Origin of the sequence: Microbispora sp. NPDC046973 (assembly GCF_040644495.1) — a bacterium.
GTDB lineage: Bacteria > Actinomycetota > Actinomycetes > Streptosporangiales > Streptosporangiaceae > Microbispora.
In genome coordinates, this window is sequence record NZ_JBEYWQ010000018.1 from 30,945 (window position 1) to 49,698 (window position 18,754).

Below are 18,754 nucleotides of genomic sequence, written 5' to 3' on the forward strand. Positions count from 1 at the left end.
GCCTACAGGGGTGCGGCGACGGCGACCACGATGTTCTGCCTGATGTCGCAGTGCCTGGCCCGGCGGCAGAATCCGTCCGCCACGCTGGTCGCCCCGCCCGCGGTGCTGGCCGCGGTGTGCTGGTGACCGCGATTGCGCGTGGGGCTGTCCAGATAGACGATGTTCCGGTTGCGGGTGCCGTTGCCGGCGGAGACCGGGCCGTCCCCGTCCTCCCGCCCGGCCCGCGCGTCCGCGGGCGTGGTGAGGAGGACGTGCGCGGCGGCGGCCGCGACGAGGACGACGGCGAACAGCGGGACCCGCCGAGACGCGCCGCATGAATGAAGCATCCGCCACCGCCCGTCCGCCCGTCCGTCCGCGACCTGGTCACACCGTAGCCTCCGCCGGGGTCCGGCCGATGTTCTCCGGCGTACGTGTCCCGTCATGTTCTCGGCCGTTTCGCGGCGCGTCAGCGTCCGTTGATCACGGTGCCGTTCGTCCTGGGGGAGCTCTGGTTGCGGCCCCAGAGGTTCTGGGCGCCCCTGCAGCCGGGGCGGTGCCGGCAGTTGGCGGCCTGCGTGTTCACCGACGCGTCCACGCCCGTGATGACCTGCTGAGCGCCCGTCGCGTTCCGCTGGCTGCCGACGAGCAGGGAGTTCAGGTTGTTCTGGCCGTTGTTGATCACGTACCTGGAGTTGGCGCCGTTTCCGTCGCCGCCGCCGCCCCATCCCCTGCCCGTCGCCGAACCCGCGGCCGCGGGCGCGAGCGCGAGGCCGGCGCTCGTGAAGGTCAGCGCGGTCAGCGCCAGCAGTCGCGCCGCCGGGCCGGTGAGCGCGTGCCGCCCCCTGGTGTGAGCCCTGTGACGAGCCATGTTCTCCTGCGCCTTCCCCGTCGTCCGTCAAGGAGATCCGATCGCCCGGACCTGCCCGGCATCTACCCCGGGCGGACGCGCCGGTCACGGTCGCTGGACGAGGATTAGGACCTCCCATCGGAACGATCTCCGTTGTGCTCCGGTCTTTCGCCGTGGCCGGCGGGAGGCGCGCGGAAACTGTCGTAGCGGCCGCGTACCGTGCCACTCGACGCCGCGAAGGGAGTCCTCGATGACGGAAGTGCGCACGTGGCTCACCGGTCTCGGGCTGGTCGAGTCACCACGCTGGCACGACGGCCGCCTGTATTTCTCCGACTGGACGGCGCACGAGGTGATCGCGCTCGACCTGGACGGCACGCACGACGTGGTGACGCGGGTGGACTCGCTTCCGCTCTGCACGGCATGGCAGGCCGACGGACGGCTGGTGATCGTCGATTCCGCGCGGGGGCTGCTGCTGCGACGTGAACCCGACGGCTCACACACGGTCCTGGCCGACCTCACCGGTCTCGGGCGCGGGTGGAACGACATCGTCATCGACGGCCGCGGCGACATCTACGTCAACCGCATCGGCTTCGACATGCTCAGCGGAGGGGCGTTCGCCCCCGGATCCGTCGTGCACGTCGGCCCCGACGGTTCGGCCCGTCAGGTGGCGGACGACATCGCCTTTCCCAACGGCATGGCCGTGACACGGGACAACGCGACGCTGATCGTCGCCGACTCGTACGGCAACAGGCTCGTCGCCTTCGACATCGAGGCGGACGGCGGCCTGTCCGATCGCCGGGTCTGGGCCGAGACCGGCGAGGACCACCCCGACGGCATCTGCGTCGACGCCGAGGGCGCGGTCTGGTACGCCGACGTCGGCAACAAGCGGTGCGTACGGATCCGGGAGGGCGGTGAGGTCCTCCAGACCGTCGAGGTCGACCGGGGGTGCTTCGCCTGCGAGCTCGGGGGCCGGGACGGGAAGACGCTGTTCATCCTGGCGGCCGAGTGGCGCATGCCCGAGATGGTGCCACCCGGAACCGGGCAGGTGCTCTCGACCCGGGTCACGGTGCCCGGCGCGGGCTGGGCGTAGAAGCCCGGCGCCCGGACGACGACCCGGTGTCCCGCCGGGTTCGCGCCTCCGGCAGGCGGACCACGTCGTTCTGGCGGTCCGACGCCCGCACCCGCTGCGTCAGGTCGCAGAGACGGGACGACCGGCGGCACATGACGCTCTGCGCGTTCGCCAGGCCGCCGACGCCGACCGTCCTCTGCTGGATGCCGGTCCCGCTTCGCGCGCTGCCCACCGTCAGCTGACTGACGTTGCGGATCCCGTTGCCGAGGCGGACGGTGGCGCTGTTGCCGTTGCGGTCGCCGGTCCCGGCCGCACGGGTGACCGCCGCGTGCCCGGCGGTGGCCGGCGGCGACGCGGCGAGCGCCGCCGCCGCGACCATAACCGTGACCATAACCGTGACGGTGACCGTGACCGCCGCCAGGGCGAGACCGCCGCGCATCAGCGGTTCACCGTCCGCGCCCGGTGTCGTCGCCCGACGGGCCGCGGGCGCGGATGTTCTGCGACAGCGCGCAGAGCCGGCCGCGCGGCCTGCACAGGCCGCCCTGCACGCTGCTGAGCCCGCCCACTCCCGCCGAATACTGGTGGAGGACGCCGCGCAGGTGCGTGCTGCCCATCGCCACCAGGTTGCGGTTGGCCGAGCCGTTGCCCACGCGTACGGCGGAGCCGTTCCCGTTGCCGTCGCCGGCCGCCGCCGCGCCCGCCTTCACGGGCACCGCCAGGGACAGGGACACCGCCAAGGCCAGGGACACCGCCAGGGCCAGTGACACGGCCGGCGCGAGGGCGAGCGCCGCGGGCCGCCGCGGAAGGGCGCCAGGGAGTCCCGTGAGGGTGTGGATGATCGGCATCGAAGTGCCTCTACCCCGCCCGCGGGCCCGCGTCCCGGCCCCGGCGGAAAGCGCGCCGGACCATTCCCGGCGCATTGACCGGCCGCCCCTTGGGTGAAGGGGCGGCCGGTCGCCGGTTATCGGCTGGTCACCTCGTACGTCCGCAGGTAGTCGAACGTCGCGGTGGCGCCCGCCGTGTTCATCGAGATCAGGCCGATCTTCACGGGCCCGGTGCGCGGGAGCGACCACGTGCCGCCCCAGATCCAGTGGACGCCGTCGGTGCTCGACGCCATGCGGACGTCGTGCTCGCCGTTCTTCTGGTCGTAGTGGTAGAGCAGCCGCAGCCAGGTGGTCTCCGCGGCCGGGCCGCCGAACATGGGCGCGTTGGCGACCGCGGTGGGCGGCGTGGTGCCGGGACGCGGGCCCTCCTTGCCGAACTCGGTCTGGTGCAGCATCAGGCCGCCGCCGTTGTTCAGGGGCAGGATCGAGTGGGTCAGCTTCAGCCACCTGTCGTCGTTCTCGTACAGCAGCAGACCGGCCTGCTGGTTGCCCTTCGTGCCGTCGAAGGTGAGTTTCGTCTCCACGGCGAAGTCGCCCTGCGGCGCGTCACGGAGCAGGATCGACGCGGTGTTGTTGCCCAGGTACAGCTCGGCGTTCTGGGTCGGCCAGACCAGGGAACCGTTCGACAGGGTCGCCGACGGGTTGCGGACCTTGGCCCAGCCGGTCGGAGAGCCGGTGCCGTCGAACTCGTCGGAGTAGGCCGGGAGCTGCGCGCCCAGAACGGGATCGGGCACCCGCTCGGTCACCGGCCGGTAGAGCGGAGCGGCGCCCACGTTGTCGGCGTCGGCGGCGCCGCGCGTGGCCACGCCGATGGCGCCGGAGGTGGGCGCGCCGCCGGGCAGCGTCGTGGCGACCGTCGCCAGCGGGTCCCCGAGCCGGTCGGCCGACACCGACACGACCAGCGAGCTACCGCGCCGCTCGGCGGCCACGTTGTGCCAGGAGCCGTAGTCGAACGAGGCCGGCAGCGGGCTCGAGACCGTCGTCGTCTTCCCGTTCACCGTGGTCGTCACCACGAGCGCGCCCTGCTCCCGGTCGAGCCACGCCGTGATGTTCCTCGCGCCGTTCTCGCGGGTCACGACGAGCCCGGCGGCGGTGCCGCCCTCGCGCAGCCGCAGGTCGGCCTCCACCCGCACGTCGCCCTGGACCTGGTCGTCGCTGAGCTCGCTGGTCGAGCCCTTGCCGGTGAGATAGCCGAGCGAGTCGGGGTCGGAGGCGAGCTTCCACGGCCCGATCCACCCGTCCGCGCCCTCGTCGAACGTGCCGCCCCCGTTGAATGTGCTGCCCACGGTCCACGTGGTGACCGGCGCCGGCTGCTCGCCCGTGGACGGCCCGGCCCCGGCCCGTACGACCGGCCAGCCGTCGATCCAGTCGAGCCGGTCGATCATCAGCGGACGCCGGCTCAGGTTGCTGATCGTGGTGCCCCAGGTCGTCGTGACCGGCCCGAACTCGGGGGCCGACGAGGGGATCGCGTGGTAGACCAGCCAGTCCTGCCCGCTGAGGTCGGTCTGGACGGCGTTGTGGCCCGGGCCGGCCCAGCCGTTGCCGTTGGCCGCGAGGACGATGCCGTCCTTGCTGGTGAGGTCCATCAGGTCGACGCCGGTCGGGGTGGTGAACGGCCCGAGCGGGCTGTCGGAGCGGCCGACCTTGACGGTGTAGCCGCTGAACGCGCCGTCGCAGCATCCGGCGTCGGAGTAGAACAGGTAGTACCTGCCGTCGCGCCGGACGACGAAGCCGCCCTCCATGCGGCGACCGCGGGCGATCTGCGTGACCGGGCCGGTGACCTCGGTCGCCTCGGCGTTCATCTTCGCGCCGCAGATCGTGTCGTAGCTGCCCCAGTAGAGGTAGTTGTCACCGTTCACGTCGGTGTACATGGCCTGGTCGATGTTGCCCGTCGGGCAGCCGCTGCCGCCCGCCGGGACGATCCGCCCGTGGTCGGTCCACGGCCCGGTCGGATGCGGGCTGGTCGCGAGCCCGACGCCGCCCGTGGAGAGCGCGTACGTCAGGTGGTAGGCACCGTTCACATATCGGATGTCCGGAGCCCAGGGCCGCGTGCCGTTCGGCCACCACGAGGGGTGGTCGTCTCCGGTGTAGACGTCCCCCGCGTACGTCCAGTGCACCATGTCGGGTGACGTGAGCATCGGCAGGATGTGCTCGTTCTTCCCGTCGATCGGGTTCGTGGTGCCGTAGGCGTACCACAGGCCGTCTTTGCCGCGGATCATCGTGGGGTCGGGGAAGGTCTGCACCGCCCCGGCGCTCACGGGGTTGGCGTAGGTGGGGCCGGACGCCGCCTGCACTGTCGACGCCTGCACTGTCGACGCCTGTGCTGTCGATGCTTGGGCGGGCAGCGTCGCCGGGACCACCGAGGACGCGAGGAGTAAGGCTCCGATCACCAGTTGTCTCACGGCGAGCACCGTAGACAGGGCAAATTCTTCCGTCGAGACGTCGTCAGAATCCCGTGTCCCAGGGGCCTCAGGGGCCTGCGGCGGGTGCGGCAGGATGCCATGGAGCTTGTCGGAGAGGCGTCCGCGCTGGTCAGAGGCTTTCGTCAAGCTGTCGGGCATATTTACCGAATCTTTTTGCCGGATGGTTGACGTAAAAAACGGACGAACCTTAGGTTTCCAGCGTGTCAACGACCCCCAACGGCGTGCATGCCCTCGTGCGCCGCTCCCATGAGGAGCGGGTGTTGCGCGTGCTCCGCCAGAACGGCGCGCAGAGCCGCAACGAGATCGCAGCCCGGGTCGGCCTGTCACGCACCACGGTCTCCGAGATCACCAGCGATCTCCTCGGCCGCGGTGCCATCCGCGTGGTCGACACCGACGCCGTGGAGCGCGTGGGCAGCGGCCGGCCGGCCGAGCGGCTCGCGCTCGACCCCGCCTCCGGGCAGTACATGGGCGTCGACTTCGGCCACCGCCGCGTGAACGTCCTGGTGGCCGACGCCGCGCACGACATCATCGCGTCCGGGACCGCCCGCTACGAGGAGTCGGCGCAGTGGCCCGAGCGCCTCGACGCCGGGCTCGCGCTGATCGACCGGCTGAGCGCGGAGACCGGCGTCCACTACGGGGCGCTCCAGGCGATCGCCATCGGCGTGCCGGGCTGGGGCGACCGTTCGAGCGCCGACGGCGTGGCGGAGGTGTTCGCCACCCGCTTCCACGCCGGTGTGATCGTCGACAACAATGTCAGGTTCGCCGGGCTGGCCGAGGCCCTGCACGCCCAGTCCGACTCCGTACGCGACCTCATCTACCTGCGCCTGTCCGACGGCGTCGGCGGCGGCCTCGTGGTGGGCGGACAGCTCGTCAAGGGCGCCAACGGGTACGCGGGGGAGCTCGGCCACGTGACCGCAGTTTTCGGCGGCGCGCGGTGCCGTTGCGGCAAGAACGGGTGCGTGGAGACCGTCGCGTCGGTCCCGGCGATCCTCGGGCGGTGCCGCGAGCTCGGCGTGCCGGTGGACACGCTGGACGACCTGAAGGCCGCGGTGGAGATCGCCCACCCGACCGTGGACCAGGTGCTCCGCGAGGCCGGCGTGGCGGTCGGCCGGGTGCTCGGCACGGCGGCCATGACACTCAACCCGGACGAGATCGTGCTCGGCGGCGAGATCATCCAGGTCGCTCCGGCCCTGCTGCGGCAGGTCGCGGACACGGTCACCTACGAGCTGTCGTGGCGCACCGACGCGGCGCCCGTGATCCGCCCCGCCCTGCTCTCGGACGACGGCGGGGCGCGCGGGGCCATCGCGGCCCTGTTCCACGAGTCCCCCCTGCTCGCCGGATACGAAGCGAACGTCACGACGGACGGAGGCCGATAGTGGCCGTGACCAGTGCGGGCGCCACGAGGGCCGACAACGCCCCCGCCCGGCCGCGCAAGAACCGGACCTTCCTGGTCCTCAACATCATCTCGATCGTGGCCGGCATCGCGATCTGGTGGGGGCTGTCCCTGGCCGGACTCCAGTTCCCCACTCCGGCCGAGGTCGTCTCGGCGGCGTGGAAGATGATCCAGGACGGCACGCTCGCCACCGACGTCGGCGCCTCGCTCGGGCGTGTGCTGGCCGGGTTCGCCCTCGGCTCGGTCGCGGCCGTGATCGTCGGCTTCGTCATGGGGTGGTACACGGTGGCCCGCGGCCTGTTCGAGCCGTGGATCCAGTTCTTCCGCACCATCCCGCCGCTGGCGATGCTGCCCCTGGTGCTCGTCCTGATGGGCATCGGGGAGAGCCCGAAGATCTTCGTCATCTTCCTGGCGGCGTTCCTGTCCTGCGTCATCTCCACCTACCAGGGCGTGGTGAACGTGGACAGGACGCTCATCAACGCCGCGCGGGTGCTCGGCGCGAGCGACGGGACCATCTTCGGCCGCGTCGTGGTGCCGGCCTCGACGCCGTTCATCCTCGTGGGCATGCGGGTCGGGCTCGGCTCGGCCTGGGGCACGCTGGTGGCCGCCGAGCTCCTGGCCGCGCAGGCAGGGCTCGGCCACCGGATGCAGAGCGCGCAGCTCTACTACGACCTTCCGACGATCTTCGTCGGCATCATCGCGATCGGGGTCCTCGGCCTGATCATGGACCGGCTGCTCATGATCGCCGGCAACAAGCTGACGGCCTGGCAGGAGAACCGATGAGCACCCCCAAGATCTCCGTACGCGACGTCCAGAAGGTCTTCCCGGTGGGGAGGGAGCCGTTCGTCGCGCTCGGCGGCGTCTCGCTGGACATCGCCGACAACGAGTTCGTGACCGTGGTCGGCCCCTCCGGCTGCGGCAAGAGCACGCTGCTCAACATCCTCGCCGGGCTGGAGCAGCCCACCGGCGGCACCGCGCTGGTGGACGGCAAGCCGGTCACCGGCCCCGGCCCCGAGCGCGGCGTCATCTTCCAGCAGTACGCGCTGTTCCCGTGGCTGACCGTCCGCGAGAACGTCGAGTTCGGCATGCGCACCGCGAAGGTCCCCAAGGGGGAGCGGCGGGAGCGGGCCGAGCACTTCATCCGCCTGGTCGGCCTGGAGCAGTTCGCCGACGCGCTGCCCAAGACGCTGTCGGGCGGCATGAAGCAGCGCTGCGCGATCGCCCGCGCGTACGCGGTGAACCCGTCGATCCTGCTCATGGACGAGCCCTTCGGCGCCCTGGACGCGCTGACCCGGGTGCGGCTCCAGGAGCAGCTCCTGGAGACCTGGAGCAAGGACCGGCGGACGGTCATGTTCATCACCCACGACGTCGACGAGGCGGTGTTCCTCGCCAACCGGGTGGTCGTCATGGCCGCCCGGCCGGGCCGCATCGCGGAGATCATCGACGTCGATCTCCCCTACCCGCGCGACGAGGACATGAGGCTGAGCCCCGAGTTCGGGGCCCTGCGCAACCGCGTCTGGCACGCGGTGTACCACCAGCGGCAGATCAAGGAGCCCGCGAAATGAAGAAGACACTCCTGGCCGCCGCGGCGGTCGTCGTGACACTGTCCGCGGCGGCCTGCGGGTCGGACGACTCCGCCGGGCCGGGCGGCTCGGACGGCGGAACCACCCACGTGGACTTCGGCTACATCGCCGACTTCAACGGCGCGAGCCTGCTCGCCGTGGCCGACAAGCAGGGCCTGTGGAAGAAGCACGGCCTCGACGCCAAGGTCAGCGTGTTCACCAACGGACCGCTGCAGATCCAGGCGCTGGGCACCGGCGACCTCGACTTCGGCTACATCGGCCCCGGTGCCATGTGGCTGCCCGCCTCCGGCAAGGCCAAGGTCATCGCGCTGAACACGCTCGGCAACGCCGACCGCGTCATCGCCCAGGCCGGCATCACGTCCCTGGCGGGCCTGAAGGGCAAGACGATCGGCGTGCCCGAGGGCACCTCCGGCGACATGATCCTCACCCTCGCGCTGAAGAAGGCCGGGCTGACCAAGGACGACGTGAAGATCGTCCCGATGGACGCGTCCACCATCGTGTCGGCGTTCACCTCCAAGCAGATCGACGCGGCCGGCTTCTGGTATCCGGCCATCTCCACGATCAAGAAGAGCGTCCCCGACCTGGTCGAGCTGGCCAAGAACGAGGACTTCGCCGACACCGTGTCGTTCCCGACCGCGTTCGTGGCCGGCAACGACGTCGTCGCCAAGGAGAAGGACAAGACCGAGAAGGTCATCGGCGTGCTGCGCGACGCCATCCAGTACCGCAGTGAGCACCTCGACGAGACCGTGGCCGCGACCGCCGAGATGCTCAAGCTGCCGGCCGACCAGGTCAAGGCCGACGCCGCCAACTCCACGGTGCTGTCGCTCTCCGACCTGGACGGCTACAGCAAGGACGGGACGATCGAGAAGTGGCTGAGCGGGATGGGTGACTACTTCGTCGGCGCGGGCAAGCTGCCCTCGGCCGTCGACCCGAAGACGTACTACACCGGCGATCTGTTCACGGGCGCCGCCCGATGACGAGCCCGGTGAACGTTCTGTTCCTGATGACCGACCAGCACCGGGCCGACACCCTGGGCGCGTACGGCAACCGCCTCGCCGCCACCCCGGTGCTGGACGAGCTGGCCCGGACCGGGACGCGATTCGACCGCTGGTACACCCCCACCGCGATCTGCACGCCGGCGCGGGCGAGCCTGCTCACCGGGCAGGCGCCGTTCCGGCACAAGCTGCTCGCCAACCACGAGAGGAACGTCGGCTACATCGAGGACCTGCCCGACGACCAGTGGGCCTTCTCCACCGCCCTGCGGGACGCCGGGTACAACTGCGGGCTCATCGGCAAGTGGCACGTCGGGCACCACCGGCGGGCGGCCGACTTCGGGTTCGACGGGCCGGACCTGCCGGGGTGGCACAACCCCGTGGACCACCCCGACTACCTGGACTACCTCAAGGCCAACGATCTGCCGCCGTACGAGATCCACGACCGCATCCGCGGGACGCTGCCGAACGGCGGGCCGGGCAACCTGCTCGCCGCGCGGCTGCGCCAGCCGGTCGAGGCGACGTTCGAGCACTACCTCGCCACCCGGGCGATCGAGATGCTGGAGCGGTACGCCGCCGAGCCGAAGCCGTTCTTCCTGCAGCTCAACTTCTTCGGCCCGCACCTGCCGTACATCGTGCCGGACGAGTACTTCGACATGTTCGACCCCGAGCTGGTCGAGCTGCCCACGTCGATCGCCGAGACCTTCGCCGGGAAGCCGCCGGTGCAGGCCAACTACAGCGCGCACTGGACGTTCGACACCATGCCGCTGGAGGTGACGCGCAAGCTCATCGCGGTCTACTGGGGCTACGTCGCGCTCATCGACATGGAGATCGGCCGGGTCATGGACGCCATGCGGCGCCTCGGCCTGAACGACGAGACGGCCGTGTTCTTCACCTGCGACCACGGCGAGTTCACCGGAGCCCACCGGCTGCACGACAAGGGCCCGGCGATGTACGAGGACATCTACCGCACGCCCGGCCTGCTGCGGATCCCCGGTCAGGAGCCCGGAGTCGTCAGGACCGAGTTCGTCAGCCTGCTGGACTGCACGGCGACCATCCTGGAGCTGGCCGGGATCGACCCGGCCCCCGCGGTCGACTCGCGCAGCCTCGTGCCGCTCGCCTCCACCCACGAGGTGCCGTGGGAGCAGGACATCGTCTGCGAGTTCCACGGGCACCACTTCCCGTACCCGCAGCGGATGATCAGGACCGACCGCTACAAGCTGGTCGTCAACCCCGACTCGACCAACGAGCTGTACGACCTGTTCACCGACCCGGACGAACTGCTCAACGTCTACGGCCACCCCGAGATGGCGGAGGTGCGCGGACGGCTGATGCGGCGGCTCTACCAGGTGCTGCGCGACCGGGGCGACAACTTCTACCACTGGATGACCTCGATGTACGACGTCGGCGACGTCTCCTACGACCCGACGCTGAGCGGACTGGACGAGGCGACCTACCGGTGAGCAGGCGTCCGAACATCGTCATGATCCTGACCGACGACCACGCGTCGCACGCGGTCAGCGCGTACGGCTCGGTCGTCAACCGGACGCCGCGGATCGACGAGATCGCGGACCTCGGCGTCCGGTTCGACAACTGCTTCGCCACCAACGCGCTGTGCTCGCCCAGCCGGGCCAGCATCCTGACCGGGACGTACTCGCACGTGAACGGCGTCTCGACGCTGGTCACGCCGATCGACGCGGCGCAGCCGACGTTCGTGAGCCAGTTGAAGGCGGCCGGATACCGCACGGCGATCGTCGGCAAGTGGCACATGGGGGACGGCCCGGGGCACAACCCTCAGGGGTTCGACTACTGGGACGTGCTGATCGAGCAGGGGGAGTACTTCGACCCGTCGTTCCTGTCGGAGGAGGGCCTGCGGACCGTCCCCGGCTACGCCACCGACCTCATCACGGACATGGCGCTGAGCTGGGCCGATTCGCTCGACGGCGACGATCCCTACTGCCTGCTGATCTACCACAAGGCGCCGCACCGCCCGTGGGAGCCGGACGCCAAGCACGCGGGGATGTACACCGGCCCCATCCCGGTGCCCTCGACGTTCGGCGACGACTACGCGACGCGTTCGTCGTCGGCCCGGCGGGCCGCCATGCGGATCGCCGAGCACCTCAACGCCGAGGACCTCAAGCAGGACCCGCCCGAGGGGCTGTCGTACGAGGAACTGGCGCTGTGGAAATACCAGCGCTACATGGAGGACTACCTGGCCGTCGTCGCGTCGGTGGACGACAACGTCGGCCGGGTGGTCGACTGGCTGCGCGAGCGCGGGGACCTCGACGACACGCTGCTGATGTACTGCTCCGACCAGGGATTCTTCCTGGGCGACCACGGATGGTTCGACAAGCGGTTCATGTACGAGGAGTCGCTGCGGATGCCGCTCGTGCTGAGCTATCCGCGGCGCATCCCGGGCGGCCAGGCGCACACCGGGATCGTCACGAACGTCGACTTCGCGCAGACCGTGCTGGACGCTGCCGGGGTGCCGCACCACCCCCGGATGCAGGGCCGCAGCTTCCTCGCCGACCTGACCGGCGAGCCGGGCCCGCCTCCCGCGGAGGGCATGTACTACCGCTACTGGGAGCACGACGACGTCTTCCACAAGGCGCCGGCCCACTACGGCTACCGGACGTCCCGCTACAAGATCATCTACTTCTACAACGACGGCATGGGCATCCCCGGCACGGGCGCGTTCACCTACCCGGGCGAGTGGGAGCTGTACGACCTGGAGGCCGACCCGGAGGAGCTGCGCAACGTCTACGACGACCCGGCCTACCGCGAGGTCCGCGAGGAGATGAAGGTCCGCATGTGGCACGCGCAGGCGGCCCTCGGCGACGCGCCGCACCCGAGCCAGCCGGTGCCCCGATCGCTGGAAAACACGGGGGTCTGACCATGTCGGGGAGCTGCTGCACGCCCGCCACGCCCGGACAGCCGTTGCAGCCGGTGCGCTTCACCGCACACGGTGCCCACGGGATCGAGCAGGCGCGCCTGCCCGGCGGCGAGTTCCGGATGGGCGACGCCACCGGTGACGGCAACCCCGGTGACGGCGAGGGCCCCGTGCACACGGTCACCGTGGCGCCGTTCTCGATCGACGCCACGACGGTGACGGTCGCGGACTTCGCCGTCTTCGCCGAGGCGACCGGCTACCGCACCGAAGCGGAGGAGTACGGCTTCTCCGCCGTCTTCCACCTGGCGATGCGCGCCCACCCCGGCGACGTGATGGGGCCGGTGCCCGGCACCCCCTGGTGGGTGGGCGTACGCGGCGCCGACTGGCGGCACCCCGCCGGACGGCTGTCCGAGGCCGAGCCCGACCACCCGGTGGTCCACGTGAGCTGGAACGACGCGATGGCGTACTGCTCGTGGGCGGGCCGGCGACTGCCCACGGAGGCCGAGTGGGAGTACGCCTCCCGGGGCGGCCTCGACGGCGCCCGCTACCCGTGGGGGGACGACCTGCCTCAGGACGAGTGGCGGGTGAACATCTGGCAGGGCGTCTTCCCCACGGAGAACACCCTGGACGACGGCTATCTCACGACCGCCCCGGTTCGCACGTACGCGCCCAACGCGTACGGGCTGTGGCAGACGGTGGGGAACGTCTGGGAGTGGTGCGCGGACTGGTACGCGCCCGACTACTACGTCTACTCGCCCTCGGACAACCCGCGCGGTCCGCTGCGCGGCGGGGCCCGGGTGCTGCGCGGCGGCTCGTTCCTGTGCCACGACTCCTACTGCAACCGCTACCGCAACTCGGCGCGGTCGTCGAACACCCCCGACTCCTCCATGGCCAACGCCGGCTTCCGCACCGTCGCTATGTGATCTAGTTCGTGAATCTTTCAGCGCCGTCCCGGCGGCGGGGCAGGTCGGGATCGGTGCCCTCCTGCGGCCCTGGCCGCCGGCGATCTCCGATGCGATGCTGCGGGTGCCGCTCGCCCTGTGGGCGTCCATCCCGGGAGGATCGCATGCGTACGGTTCGGGCTCTACTCGTCTCCGCGGCCCTGGCGGCCGGCCTGGTGTCCGTCGCCACGGCGCCGGCACACGCGGAAAGCATCCGGTACGCCTACTACTACCAGTCGGACTGCTACAACGGCGGCAACCTCGGCATCCAGTGGGGTTGGTGGACCTCCTTCCGCTGCGAATGGGGGACCGGCGGGGGCAACTTCTGGTTCCTCATCGCCTGACGCTTCGACCGGACGCCCCGCACCCCCGAGTGCGGGGCGTCCGGTGGCTCAGGGCAGGGTGGCGAGGAACGGCTTGACGGTCCTGGAGAAGTTCCAGTTGTTCGCGGCGTCCCAGTTGATCGACCAGGTCATCGCGCCCCGGATGTCGGGGTAGGTCCGCGACGGGACGAACGAGCCGCAGTTGGTGCGCCGCGCCAGGCAGTTGAGCGCGCTGGTGACCGTGCCCGGAGAGACGACGCCGCCGCCCGCCGCGCCGGGACCCGCGGGCAGGCCGAGGCCGACCTGGTCGGGGCGCAGGCCGTTCTCCAGCTGGATGCAGGCCAGCGCGGTGATGAAGTCCACCGACCCCTGGCTGTAGACCTTCTGGTCGCAGCCGAGCATCGCCCCGGAGTTGTAGTACTGCATGTTGACGACGGTGAGGATGTCCTTGACGCTCAGCGCGAGCGTGAAGTACTCCATACCCGCCGACTGCATGTCGATCGTCTGCGGGGCCATCATGATGATCAGGCCGGAGCCCGCCTTCGTCCGCAGCTCGCGCAGCGCCTGGGCCATGTAGGTGGCGTTGAGGCCGTTCTCCAGGTCGATGTCGACGCCGTCGAACCCGTAGGTCTGCATGATCGAGTAGACAGAGTTCGCGAACGCCGTGGCCGCCCCGGCGCTCGACACCTGCACGTGGCCCGCCTCGCCGCCGACGCTGAGGATGACCTTCTGGCCGCGCTGCCTGAGCGCCTGCACGTCCGCCTTGAACTGGGCCTCGGTGTATCCGCCGAGGGCGGTGGACAGGCCGGGGTCGAGGGCGAACGTCACCTGGCCCGGCGTGGTGGTCGCCTCTCCGAACGCGATCGCGACCACGTCGTAGTCCTGTGGCACCTGCGACAGCTTGAGTTCGACGGCCGGGTTGACGAAGTTGTGCCAGTAGCCGGTGAGGATGTGCTTGGGCAGCCCCCCGCCGGAGGAGCATCCGGTGGTCGTGCCGGTGACGGCGGCGCTCGCCGCGGACTCGCCCGCGGCGTTGTACGCCCTGACGGTGTAGGTGTGGGTGGTGCAGGCCCCGAGCGAGCCGATCGTCGCGGTGGTGCCGGTGACCTGGGCCCGCTGGGTCGTGCCCTCGTAGACGCGGTAGCCGGTCACGGTGCCGCTCGCGGCGGTCCACGACAGCGAGATCGAGGTGTCGGTGCTGCCCGTCACCGTGGGGGCGCCGGGCTGCCCCGGCGTGCCGGTGCCCGCGCCGGTCGTGGCCGAGACGGCGGCGCTCGCCGCCGACACGTTGCCCGCCGCGTCCCGCGCCCTGACCGTGTAGCTGTACGCGGTGCCCGAGGCCAGGCCGCCGTCGGTGTACGTCGTCCCCGTGACGGTGGTGACGAGCTGCGCGCCGCGGTAGACCTGGTAGCCGGTTACGCCGACGTCGTCGGTGGAGGCGTTCCACGCCAGCGACACGCTGCTCGACGTGGTGGCCGTCACCCGCAGGCCGACGGGGACGCTGGGAGCCGTCGTGTCACCGCCCCCGCTCCCGAGCGCCTTCCACAGCGCCGGGACGTTGGGCGGTTCCCACCCCGTCAGCGACGTGTGCGCCTGGATGCACTCGTAGTCGGCGCCGTTGTAGGTCACCCGCGTGCCCGTGGCGTAGTAGGTGTTGGGCGCCCAGGCGGCGTACGCGAGCGCCGCGCTGGACGCCGACGCGGGCGCGGGGCCCGCCCCGACCCCTGCCAGACAGAGGCCCAACGCGAGTAACACCGCGCTGAGCAGCCGTTTGTTCATCAATGCCGTCCTTCCGGGGTGCCGATCGGCGTCCGCGAGGAGGCGTCGGGTGACACGACGGCCGGTCCCGTGGCCTTCCTTCCTTAGGAAAGTTTCCTAATAGTTAGGCGTGAGCGTAACCCCGGGAAGGCGCCCGTACAAGACCCGAAAAGCGGTGTGGGCAGCCCGCGCTGCCCAAGAGCTGCTCCTGTTCGCGCGCTCGGGGTTCTCCGCCGCGCTGGTTCGCCTCGCCGACAGACGGCCCGACGTGGAACTCGTCGATCTCGGCCGTCTGTACGGCGGGGAGTGAGGTCCTGCGTTTACCTGCCGGAACTCACTTGCCGAAACCGGCGGTCAGGCCGCTGAGCAGCTGACGGCGGCCGACCGTGTAGAGGATCAGCATCGGCAGGATGGTCAGCACGACGGAGGCCAGCACGGCGGGCACGTTCACGCCGTAAGGACCGCCCTGGAACGCCGCCAGCGCCAGCGGGAGCGTGCGCTTGTCGGGGCTCTGGGTGAGGATCAGCGGCAGCAGGAACCCGTTCCAGACCTGCAGCGCGTTGTAGATCGACACCGTCACGACGGCCGGCCGCGTGAGCGGGAAGGCCAGGCCCCACAGCGTCTTCCACTCGGTCGCGCCGTCCATCCGCATCGACTCGAACAGTTCCTTGGGCACGTCCCGGATGAAGTTGGCCAGCACCAGCACCGACAGCGGGATCGCGAAGGCGACCGACGGCAGGATCAGCGCCGTCAGCGAGTCGTAGAGGTGCAGCTTGATGATCAGCAGGTAGACCGGGATGACGGTCGCCTGCAGCGGGATGGCCAGGCCCATGAGGAACAGCGAGTTCACCCCGCGGAGAAAACGGCTGGCGCCGGCGCTCCGGACGATGGCGTACGCCGCCATGAACGCGAACAGGACCGACGGGATGACCGTGCCGATGGCGACGAGGAGGCTGTTCAGGAAGTACAGCGGGAAGTCCAGGTCGAGCACGAGCCGGTAGTTGTCCAGCGTCGGATCGCTGGGCGGCACCAGCGGGTTGGTGACGTAGTAGTTCGACTGCGTCTTGAAGCTGGTGATCACGATCCAGTAGATCGGGATGATCACCACGGCCAGCCACAGCCAGCCCATCAGACCGGCCAGCCAGTTGGGGCGCTGGGAGGACGGTTTCGCCCGGCGGCGTCCGTGCGCTCCCGGCGCCGCGGCGCGCTGGGCCGCCCTCGAGGTGTGGGTCGCGGTCACGGTCAGGCCCCTTCCAGCTGGCTGGCGTTGGGGTTGCGGCCGCCCAGCCGGCGCAGCAGCAGCGCCAGGGCGAGACCCACGAGAACGAGGATGACACCGATCACACAGGCCTGACCCATGAGGTTGGCCTGGATGCCGCGCTTGTACATGTCCAGGGCGAGCGCGCGGGTGGCGTCGCCGGGACCGCCCTCGGTCAGCACGAAGATCAGGTCGAAGAAGGTCAGGGAGCCGACGACCATCAGCGTGGAGGACGTGATGGCGGTGTACTTGAGCTGCGGCAGGGTGATGTTGAAGAACATGCGGACCCGCCCCGCGCCGTCCAGCTCCGCGGCCTCGTAGAGCGAGCGCGGGATCTGCCGTACGCCGCCCTGGTAGAGCAGCGCGTGGAACGGGATGAACTGCCAGGACACGATGAAGATCACGACGGCCATGGCGAGGCCGGGCTCGCCGAGCCAGTCCTGGTTGAGCAGGTCGATGTGCAGCCCCGCGCCGAGCCCGAAGTTCGGGTCGAGCAGCGCCTTGAAGGTGATGGCGATGGCCGCCGAGCTGAGCAGCAGCGGGATGAAGTACAGCACCGCGAGCAGTTCGCGGTAGCGCTGACGGCCCGCGAGGAACACCCCGATCAGGATGCTGGCCGGTGTCTGGACCGCCCAGGACAGCGCCGTGATCAGGAACGTCACCCACAGCGCGTGCGGCAGACCGGGGTCGGTGAGCACCGACCGCCAGCTTTCGAGCCCGGTCAGCTTGATCTCGCCCAGGGTGTCCCAGGACGTGAAGCTGAGCAGCAGGACCCCGATCAGCGGAATCAGCGCGAAGACCACGAAGGCCAGCAGCGCCGGCGTGGCCAGCCACGGCAGGACGGCGCCGCCGCGCGTCTTGGGCGCGACGGCGGACGACGTCCTTCTTGCGTTGATAGCGGACATGCTTACTTACCGATGACCGCGTTCATGTTCGTGGCGAACTGCTGGGGCGAGATCGACAGCTGGAACAGCTTGGCGATGTTGTCCAGCAGCACCTCGGCCGCGGTGGGGCTGAGCGCCTGGTCCCACGACTGGGCGAACACCTTGGCGTTGCTGGCGACACCGTAGATGAAGTTCAGGAACTCGGCGTCCTTGGAGCCGGCGAACAGCTTGTCGGAGCCCTTGACGATCGGCACGCCACCGGTGCCGACCCAGTCCTTCTGCTCCTGGTCGTCGAGGACGCCGGTGGCGAAGAACTTCTTGGCGATCTCCTTCTGCTCGGGCGTCGCCTTGGAGGAGATCGACAGGTACTGGCCGGGGTTGCCGACGGTGTTGGTCGGGTCGCCCTTGCCGCCGTCGACCCCCGGGAAGTTCATCCAGCCGAGGCCGCCGCTGGGGACGATGTCGCCGCCCTGCGCCTGCTGGATGCCGTACGACCAGCTGCCGTGCAGCATCATCGCGGCCTTGCCGGTGTACAGCAGGGCCTGGTCGGCGTTGGAGTCGGCGGTGACCGAGGAGAAGCCCTTGATGAAGGCGTTGGCCTTGATGAGCTCCTGCATCTTGGTCAGGGCCTCGATGGAGGCGGGGTTGTTCCAGGCGTCCTTCTCGCCGTCGAAGACGGCCTGGAACACCTCGGGGCCGCCGATGCGGTCGAAGAGGAACTCGAGCCACATCATGTTCGTCCAGCGCGACTGGCCGGCCAGGGAGAACGGCGCGATGCCCTGGGCGTTGAACTTCTTCACCAGGTCGAGGATGTCGCCGTACGACTGCGGCGGCTGGGCGCCGACCTTCTCGAAGACCTTCTTGTTGTAGAACAGGACGATCGGCTGCACCGTCTCGCACGGCATCGCGTAGATCTTGCCGTCGATCGTCGCGGCGCCGAAGGCGCCGGGGAACAGCCGGTCCTTCACGGCGGCGTTCTCGCCGAACCACGAGGTGAGGTCCTCGACCTGGCCGGCCTGCACGTAGCTGCGCAGACCGCCGCCGCCCCAGCCCCAGATGATGGTGGGCGCCTGGTTCGCGCCGATCGCCGTCTTGATCTTCGTCTTGTACGCGTCGTTCTGGATCGTGGTGATCGCGATCTGGCCGTTGGGGTTGGCCTTGTTGAACCGCTCGACGGACGCGGTGCGGGGAGCCTCACCGGGCGGGCCCTGGAGGAACCAGTAGGTGGCCTTGCCCCCGCCGCCACCGTTGCCGCCGGCGGCACCGCCGCTCGCGCCCCCGCCGGAGGGGGCCGGGCCGGATGTGCCACAGGCCGCCAACGCGGCACCCAGGGGGAGGCCCATGGAAAGGCTGAGGAAGGTGCGGCGGGATGTATTCCTGGACTCCACGCTGATCTCCGTACGTCGAACGCCGAGGCTGGCCGCGGCTCGTTGAAAAATACTCGGACGCGGCGGGGCGGGGCGACGTGGATCGGCACCCCGGTGCCACTGTCCACTCCTTCTTGAAGTCAGCTCGTTCGAAACATTTCGA

At 70.2% G+C, this 18,754-nt stretch carries 19 protein-coding genes; 10 read left to right on the forward strand and 9 right to left on the reverse strand.

Annotation, left to right across the window (positions count from 1 at the left end):
- Positions 1–2: 2 nt before the first annotated feature.
- Complete coding sequence (locus tag ABZ860_RS28375; RefSeq protein ID WP_357225669.1) at positions 3–326, reverse strand: hypothetical protein; 324 nt, start codon at positions 324–326, stop codon at positions 3–5.
- 119 nt (positions 327–445) lie between these two features.
- Complete coding sequence (locus ABZ860_RS28380) at positions 446–847, reverse strand: hypothetical protein (protein ID WP_357225672.1); 402 nt, start codon at positions 845–847, stop codon at positions 446–448.
- Positions 848–1,076: 229 nt separating this feature from the next.
- On the opposite strand from ABZ860_RS28380, the gene ABZ860_RS28385 reads away from it, so the two are divergent.
- On the forward strand, positions 1,077–1,916 hold the full coding sequence (locus ABZ860_RS28385; RefSeq protein ID WP_357225674.1) for an SMP-30/gluconolactonase/LRE family protein: 840 nt from the start codon (positions 1,077–1,079) through the stop codon (positions 1,914–1,916).
- Here the strand turns inward: ABZ860_RS28385 and ABZ860_RS28390 are convergent.
- The 3 genes from ABZ860_RS28390 to ABZ860_RS28400 all read right to left on the reverse strand — a co-directional run bounded on the left by ABZ860_RS28390 (position 1,888) and on the right by ABZ860_RS28400 (position 5,181).
- Positions 1,888–2,334, reverse strand: a complete 447-nt coding sequence (locus tag ABZ860_RS28390; protein ID WP_357225677.1) for a hypothetical protein — start codon at positions 2,332–2,334, stop codon at positions 1,888–1,890. The two genes, ABZ860_RS28385 and ABZ860_RS28390, sit on opposite strands and share 29 nt — an antisense overlap.
- 7 nt (positions 2,335–2,341) lie before the next feature.
- Positions 2,342–2,740, reverse strand: coding sequence for a hypothetical protein (locus tag ABZ860_RS28395; RefSeq protein ID WP_357225679.1), 399 nt, complete (start codon positions 2,738–2,740; stop codon positions 2,342–2,344).
- Positions 2,741–2,856: 116 nt separating this feature from the next.
- On the reverse strand, positions 2,857–5,181 hold the full coding sequence (locus tag ABZ860_RS28400; RefSeq protein ID WP_357225681.1) for a family 43 glycosylhydrolase: 2,325 nt from the start codon (positions 5,179–5,181) through the stop codon (positions 2,857–2,859).
- Between the two features lie 221 nt (positions 5,182–5,402).
- Between ABZ860_RS28400 and ABZ860_RS28405 the strand changes: the two genes are divergently transcribed.
- The 8 genes from ABZ860_RS28405 to ABZ860_RS28440 all read left to right on the forward strand — a co-directional run bounded on the left by ABZ860_RS28405 (position 5,403) and on the right by ABZ860_RS28440 (position 13,345).
- Positions 5,403–6,578: an ROK family transcriptional regulator gene (locus tag ABZ860_RS28405; protein WP_357225682.1), complete on the forward strand. Its 1,176-nt coding sequence runs from the start codon at positions 5,403–5,405 to the stop codon at positions 6,576–6,578.
- Complete coding sequence (locus tag ABZ860_RS28410) at positions 6,578–7,378, forward strand: ABC transporter permease (protein WP_357225684.1); 801 nt, start codon at positions 6,578–6,580, stop codon at positions 7,376–7,378. The genes ABZ860_RS28405 and ABZ860_RS28410 overlap by 1 nt, the downstream gene beginning before the upstream one ends.
- Positions 7,375–8,160, forward strand: a complete 786-nt coding sequence (locus tag ABZ860_RS28415) for an ABC transporter ATP-binding protein (protein WP_357225685.1) — start codon at positions 7,375–7,377, stop codon at positions 8,158–8,160. Before ABZ860_RS28410 ends, ABZ860_RS28415 begins: the two co-directional genes overlap by 4 nt.
- Positions 8,157–9,155: an aliphatic sulfonate ABC transporter substrate-binding protein gene (locus tag ABZ860_RS28420; RefSeq protein ID WP_357225688.1), complete on the forward strand. Its 999-nt coding sequence runs from the start codon at positions 8,157–8,159 to the stop codon at positions 9,153–9,155. The genes ABZ860_RS28415 and ABZ860_RS28420 overlap by 4 nt, the downstream gene beginning before the upstream one ends.
- Positions 9,156–9,163: 8 nt before the next feature.
- Entirely contained in the window at positions 9,164–10,633 is a 1,470-nt protein-coding gene (locus ABZ860_RS28425; protein WP_357225691.1) for a sulfatase-like hydrolase/transferase, read from the forward strand.
- Positions 10,630–12,063: a sulfatase gene (locus ABZ860_RS28430; protein WP_357225693.1), complete on the forward strand. Its 1,434-nt coding sequence runs from the start codon at positions 10,630–10,632 to the stop codon at positions 12,061–12,063. The genes ABZ860_RS28425 and ABZ860_RS28430 overlap by 4 nt, the downstream gene beginning before the upstream one ends.
- Before the next feature lie 2 nt (positions 12,064–12,065).
- Entirely contained in the window at positions 12,066–12,983 is a 918-nt protein-coding gene (locus ABZ860_RS28435; protein WP_357225696.1) for a formylglycine-generating enzyme family protein, read from the forward strand.
- Positions 12,984–13,126: 143 nt separating this feature from the next.
- Complete coding sequence (locus ABZ860_RS28440) at positions 13,127–13,345, forward strand: hypothetical protein (RefSeq protein ID WP_357225698.1); 219 nt, start codon at positions 13,127–13,129, stop codon at positions 13,343–13,345.
- A 48-nt stretch (positions 13,346–13,393) separates the two neighbouring features.
- Here ABZ860_RS28440 and ABZ860_RS28445 read toward each other — a convergent pair whose 3' ends face one another.
- Positions 13,394–15,103 carry a glycosyl hydrolase family 18 protein gene (locus ABZ860_RS28445; protein ID WP_357225699.1) on the reverse strand — a complete coding sequence of 570 codons (1,710 nt, stop codon included), beginning with the start codon at positions 15,101–15,103 and terminating at the stop codon, positions 13,394–13,396.
- Positions 15,104–15,257: 154 nt separating this feature from the next.
- Between ABZ860_RS28445 and ABZ860_RS28450 the strand changes: the two genes are divergently transcribed.
- Positions 15,258–15,392: a hypothetical protein gene (locus ABZ860_RS28450; RefSeq protein ID WP_357225701.1), complete on the forward strand. Its 135-nt coding sequence runs from the start codon at positions 15,258–15,260 to the stop codon at positions 15,390–15,392.
- Between the two features lie 24 nt (positions 15,393–15,416).
- Here ABZ860_RS28450 and ABZ860_RS28455 read toward each other — a convergent pair whose 3' ends face one another.
- The 3 genes from ABZ860_RS28455 to ABZ860_RS28465 all read right to left on the reverse strand — a co-directional run bounded on the left by ABZ860_RS28455 (position 15,417) and on the right by ABZ860_RS28465 (position 18,612).
- Positions 15,417–16,211 carry a carbohydrate ABC transporter permease gene (locus ABZ860_RS28455; RefSeq protein WP_357225920.1) on the reverse strand — a complete coding sequence of 265 codons (795 nt, stop codon included), beginning with the start codon at positions 16,209–16,211 and terminating at the stop codon, positions 15,417–15,419.
- Positions 16,212–16,324: 113 nt separating this feature from the next.
- On the reverse strand, positions 16,325–17,245 hold the full coding sequence (locus ABZ860_RS28460; RefSeq protein ID WP_357225703.1) for a sugar ABC transporter permease: 921 nt from the start codon (positions 17,243–17,245) through the stop codon (positions 16,325–16,327).
- 2 nt (positions 17,246–17,247) lie between these two features.
- Entirely contained in the window at positions 17,248–18,612 is a 1,365-nt protein-coding gene (locus ABZ860_RS28465) for an extracellular solute-binding protein (protein WP_357225705.1), read from the reverse strand.
- Positions 18,613–18,754: the final 142 nt, after the last annotated feature.

Bases quoted from the DNA above. Each gene is read 5' to 3' on its own strand.
- ABZ860_RS28375 (WP_357225669.1), bottom strand. From the start codon at position 326: ATGCTTCATTCATGCGGCGCGTCTCGGCGGGTCCCGCTGTTCGCCGTC.
- ABZ860_RS28380 (WP_357225672.1), bottom strand. From the start codon at position 847: ATGGCTCGTCACAGGGCTCACACCAGGGGGCGGCACGCGCTCACCGGC.
- ABZ860_RS28385 (WP_357225674.1), top strand. From the start codon at position 1,077: ATGACGGAAGTGCGCACGTGGCTCACCGGTCTCGGGCTGGTCGAGTCA.
- ABZ860_RS28390 (WP_357225677.1), bottom strand. From the start codon at position 2,334: ATGCGCGGCGGTCTCGCCCTGGCGGCGGTCACGGTCACCGTCACGGTT.
- ABZ860_RS28395 (WP_357225679.1), bottom strand. From the start codon at position 2,740: ATGCCGATCATCCACACCCTCACGGGACTCCCTGGCGCCCTTCCGCGG.
- ABZ860_RS28415 (WP_357225685.1), top strand. From the start codon at position 7,375: ATGAGCACCCCCAAGATCTCCGTACGCGACGTCCAGAAGGTCTTCCCG.
- ABZ860_RS28420 (WP_357225688.1), top strand. From the start codon at position 8,157: ATGAAGAAGACACTCCTGGCCGCCGCGGCGGTCGTCGTGACACTGTCC.
- ABZ860_RS28435 (WP_357225696.1), top strand. From the start codon at position 12,066: ATGTCGGGGAGCTGCTGCACGCCCGCCACGCCCGGACAGCCGTTGCAG.
- ABZ860_RS28440 (WP_357225698.1), top strand. From the start codon at position 13,127: ATGCGTACGGTTCGGGCTCTACTCGTCTCCGCGGCCCTGGCGGCCGGC.
- ABZ860_RS28445 (WP_357225699.1), bottom strand. From the start codon at position 15,103: ATGAACAAACGGCTGCTCAGCGCGGTGTTACTCGCGTTGGGCCTCTGT.
- ABZ860_RS28455 (WP_357225920.1), bottom strand. From the start codon at position 16,211: ATGGGCTGGCTGTGGCTGGCCGTGGTGATCATCCCGATCTACTGGATC.
- ABZ860_RS28460 (WP_357225703.1), bottom strand. From the start codon at position 17,245: ATGTCCGCTATCAACGCAAGAAGGACGTCGTCCGCCGTCGCGCCCAAG.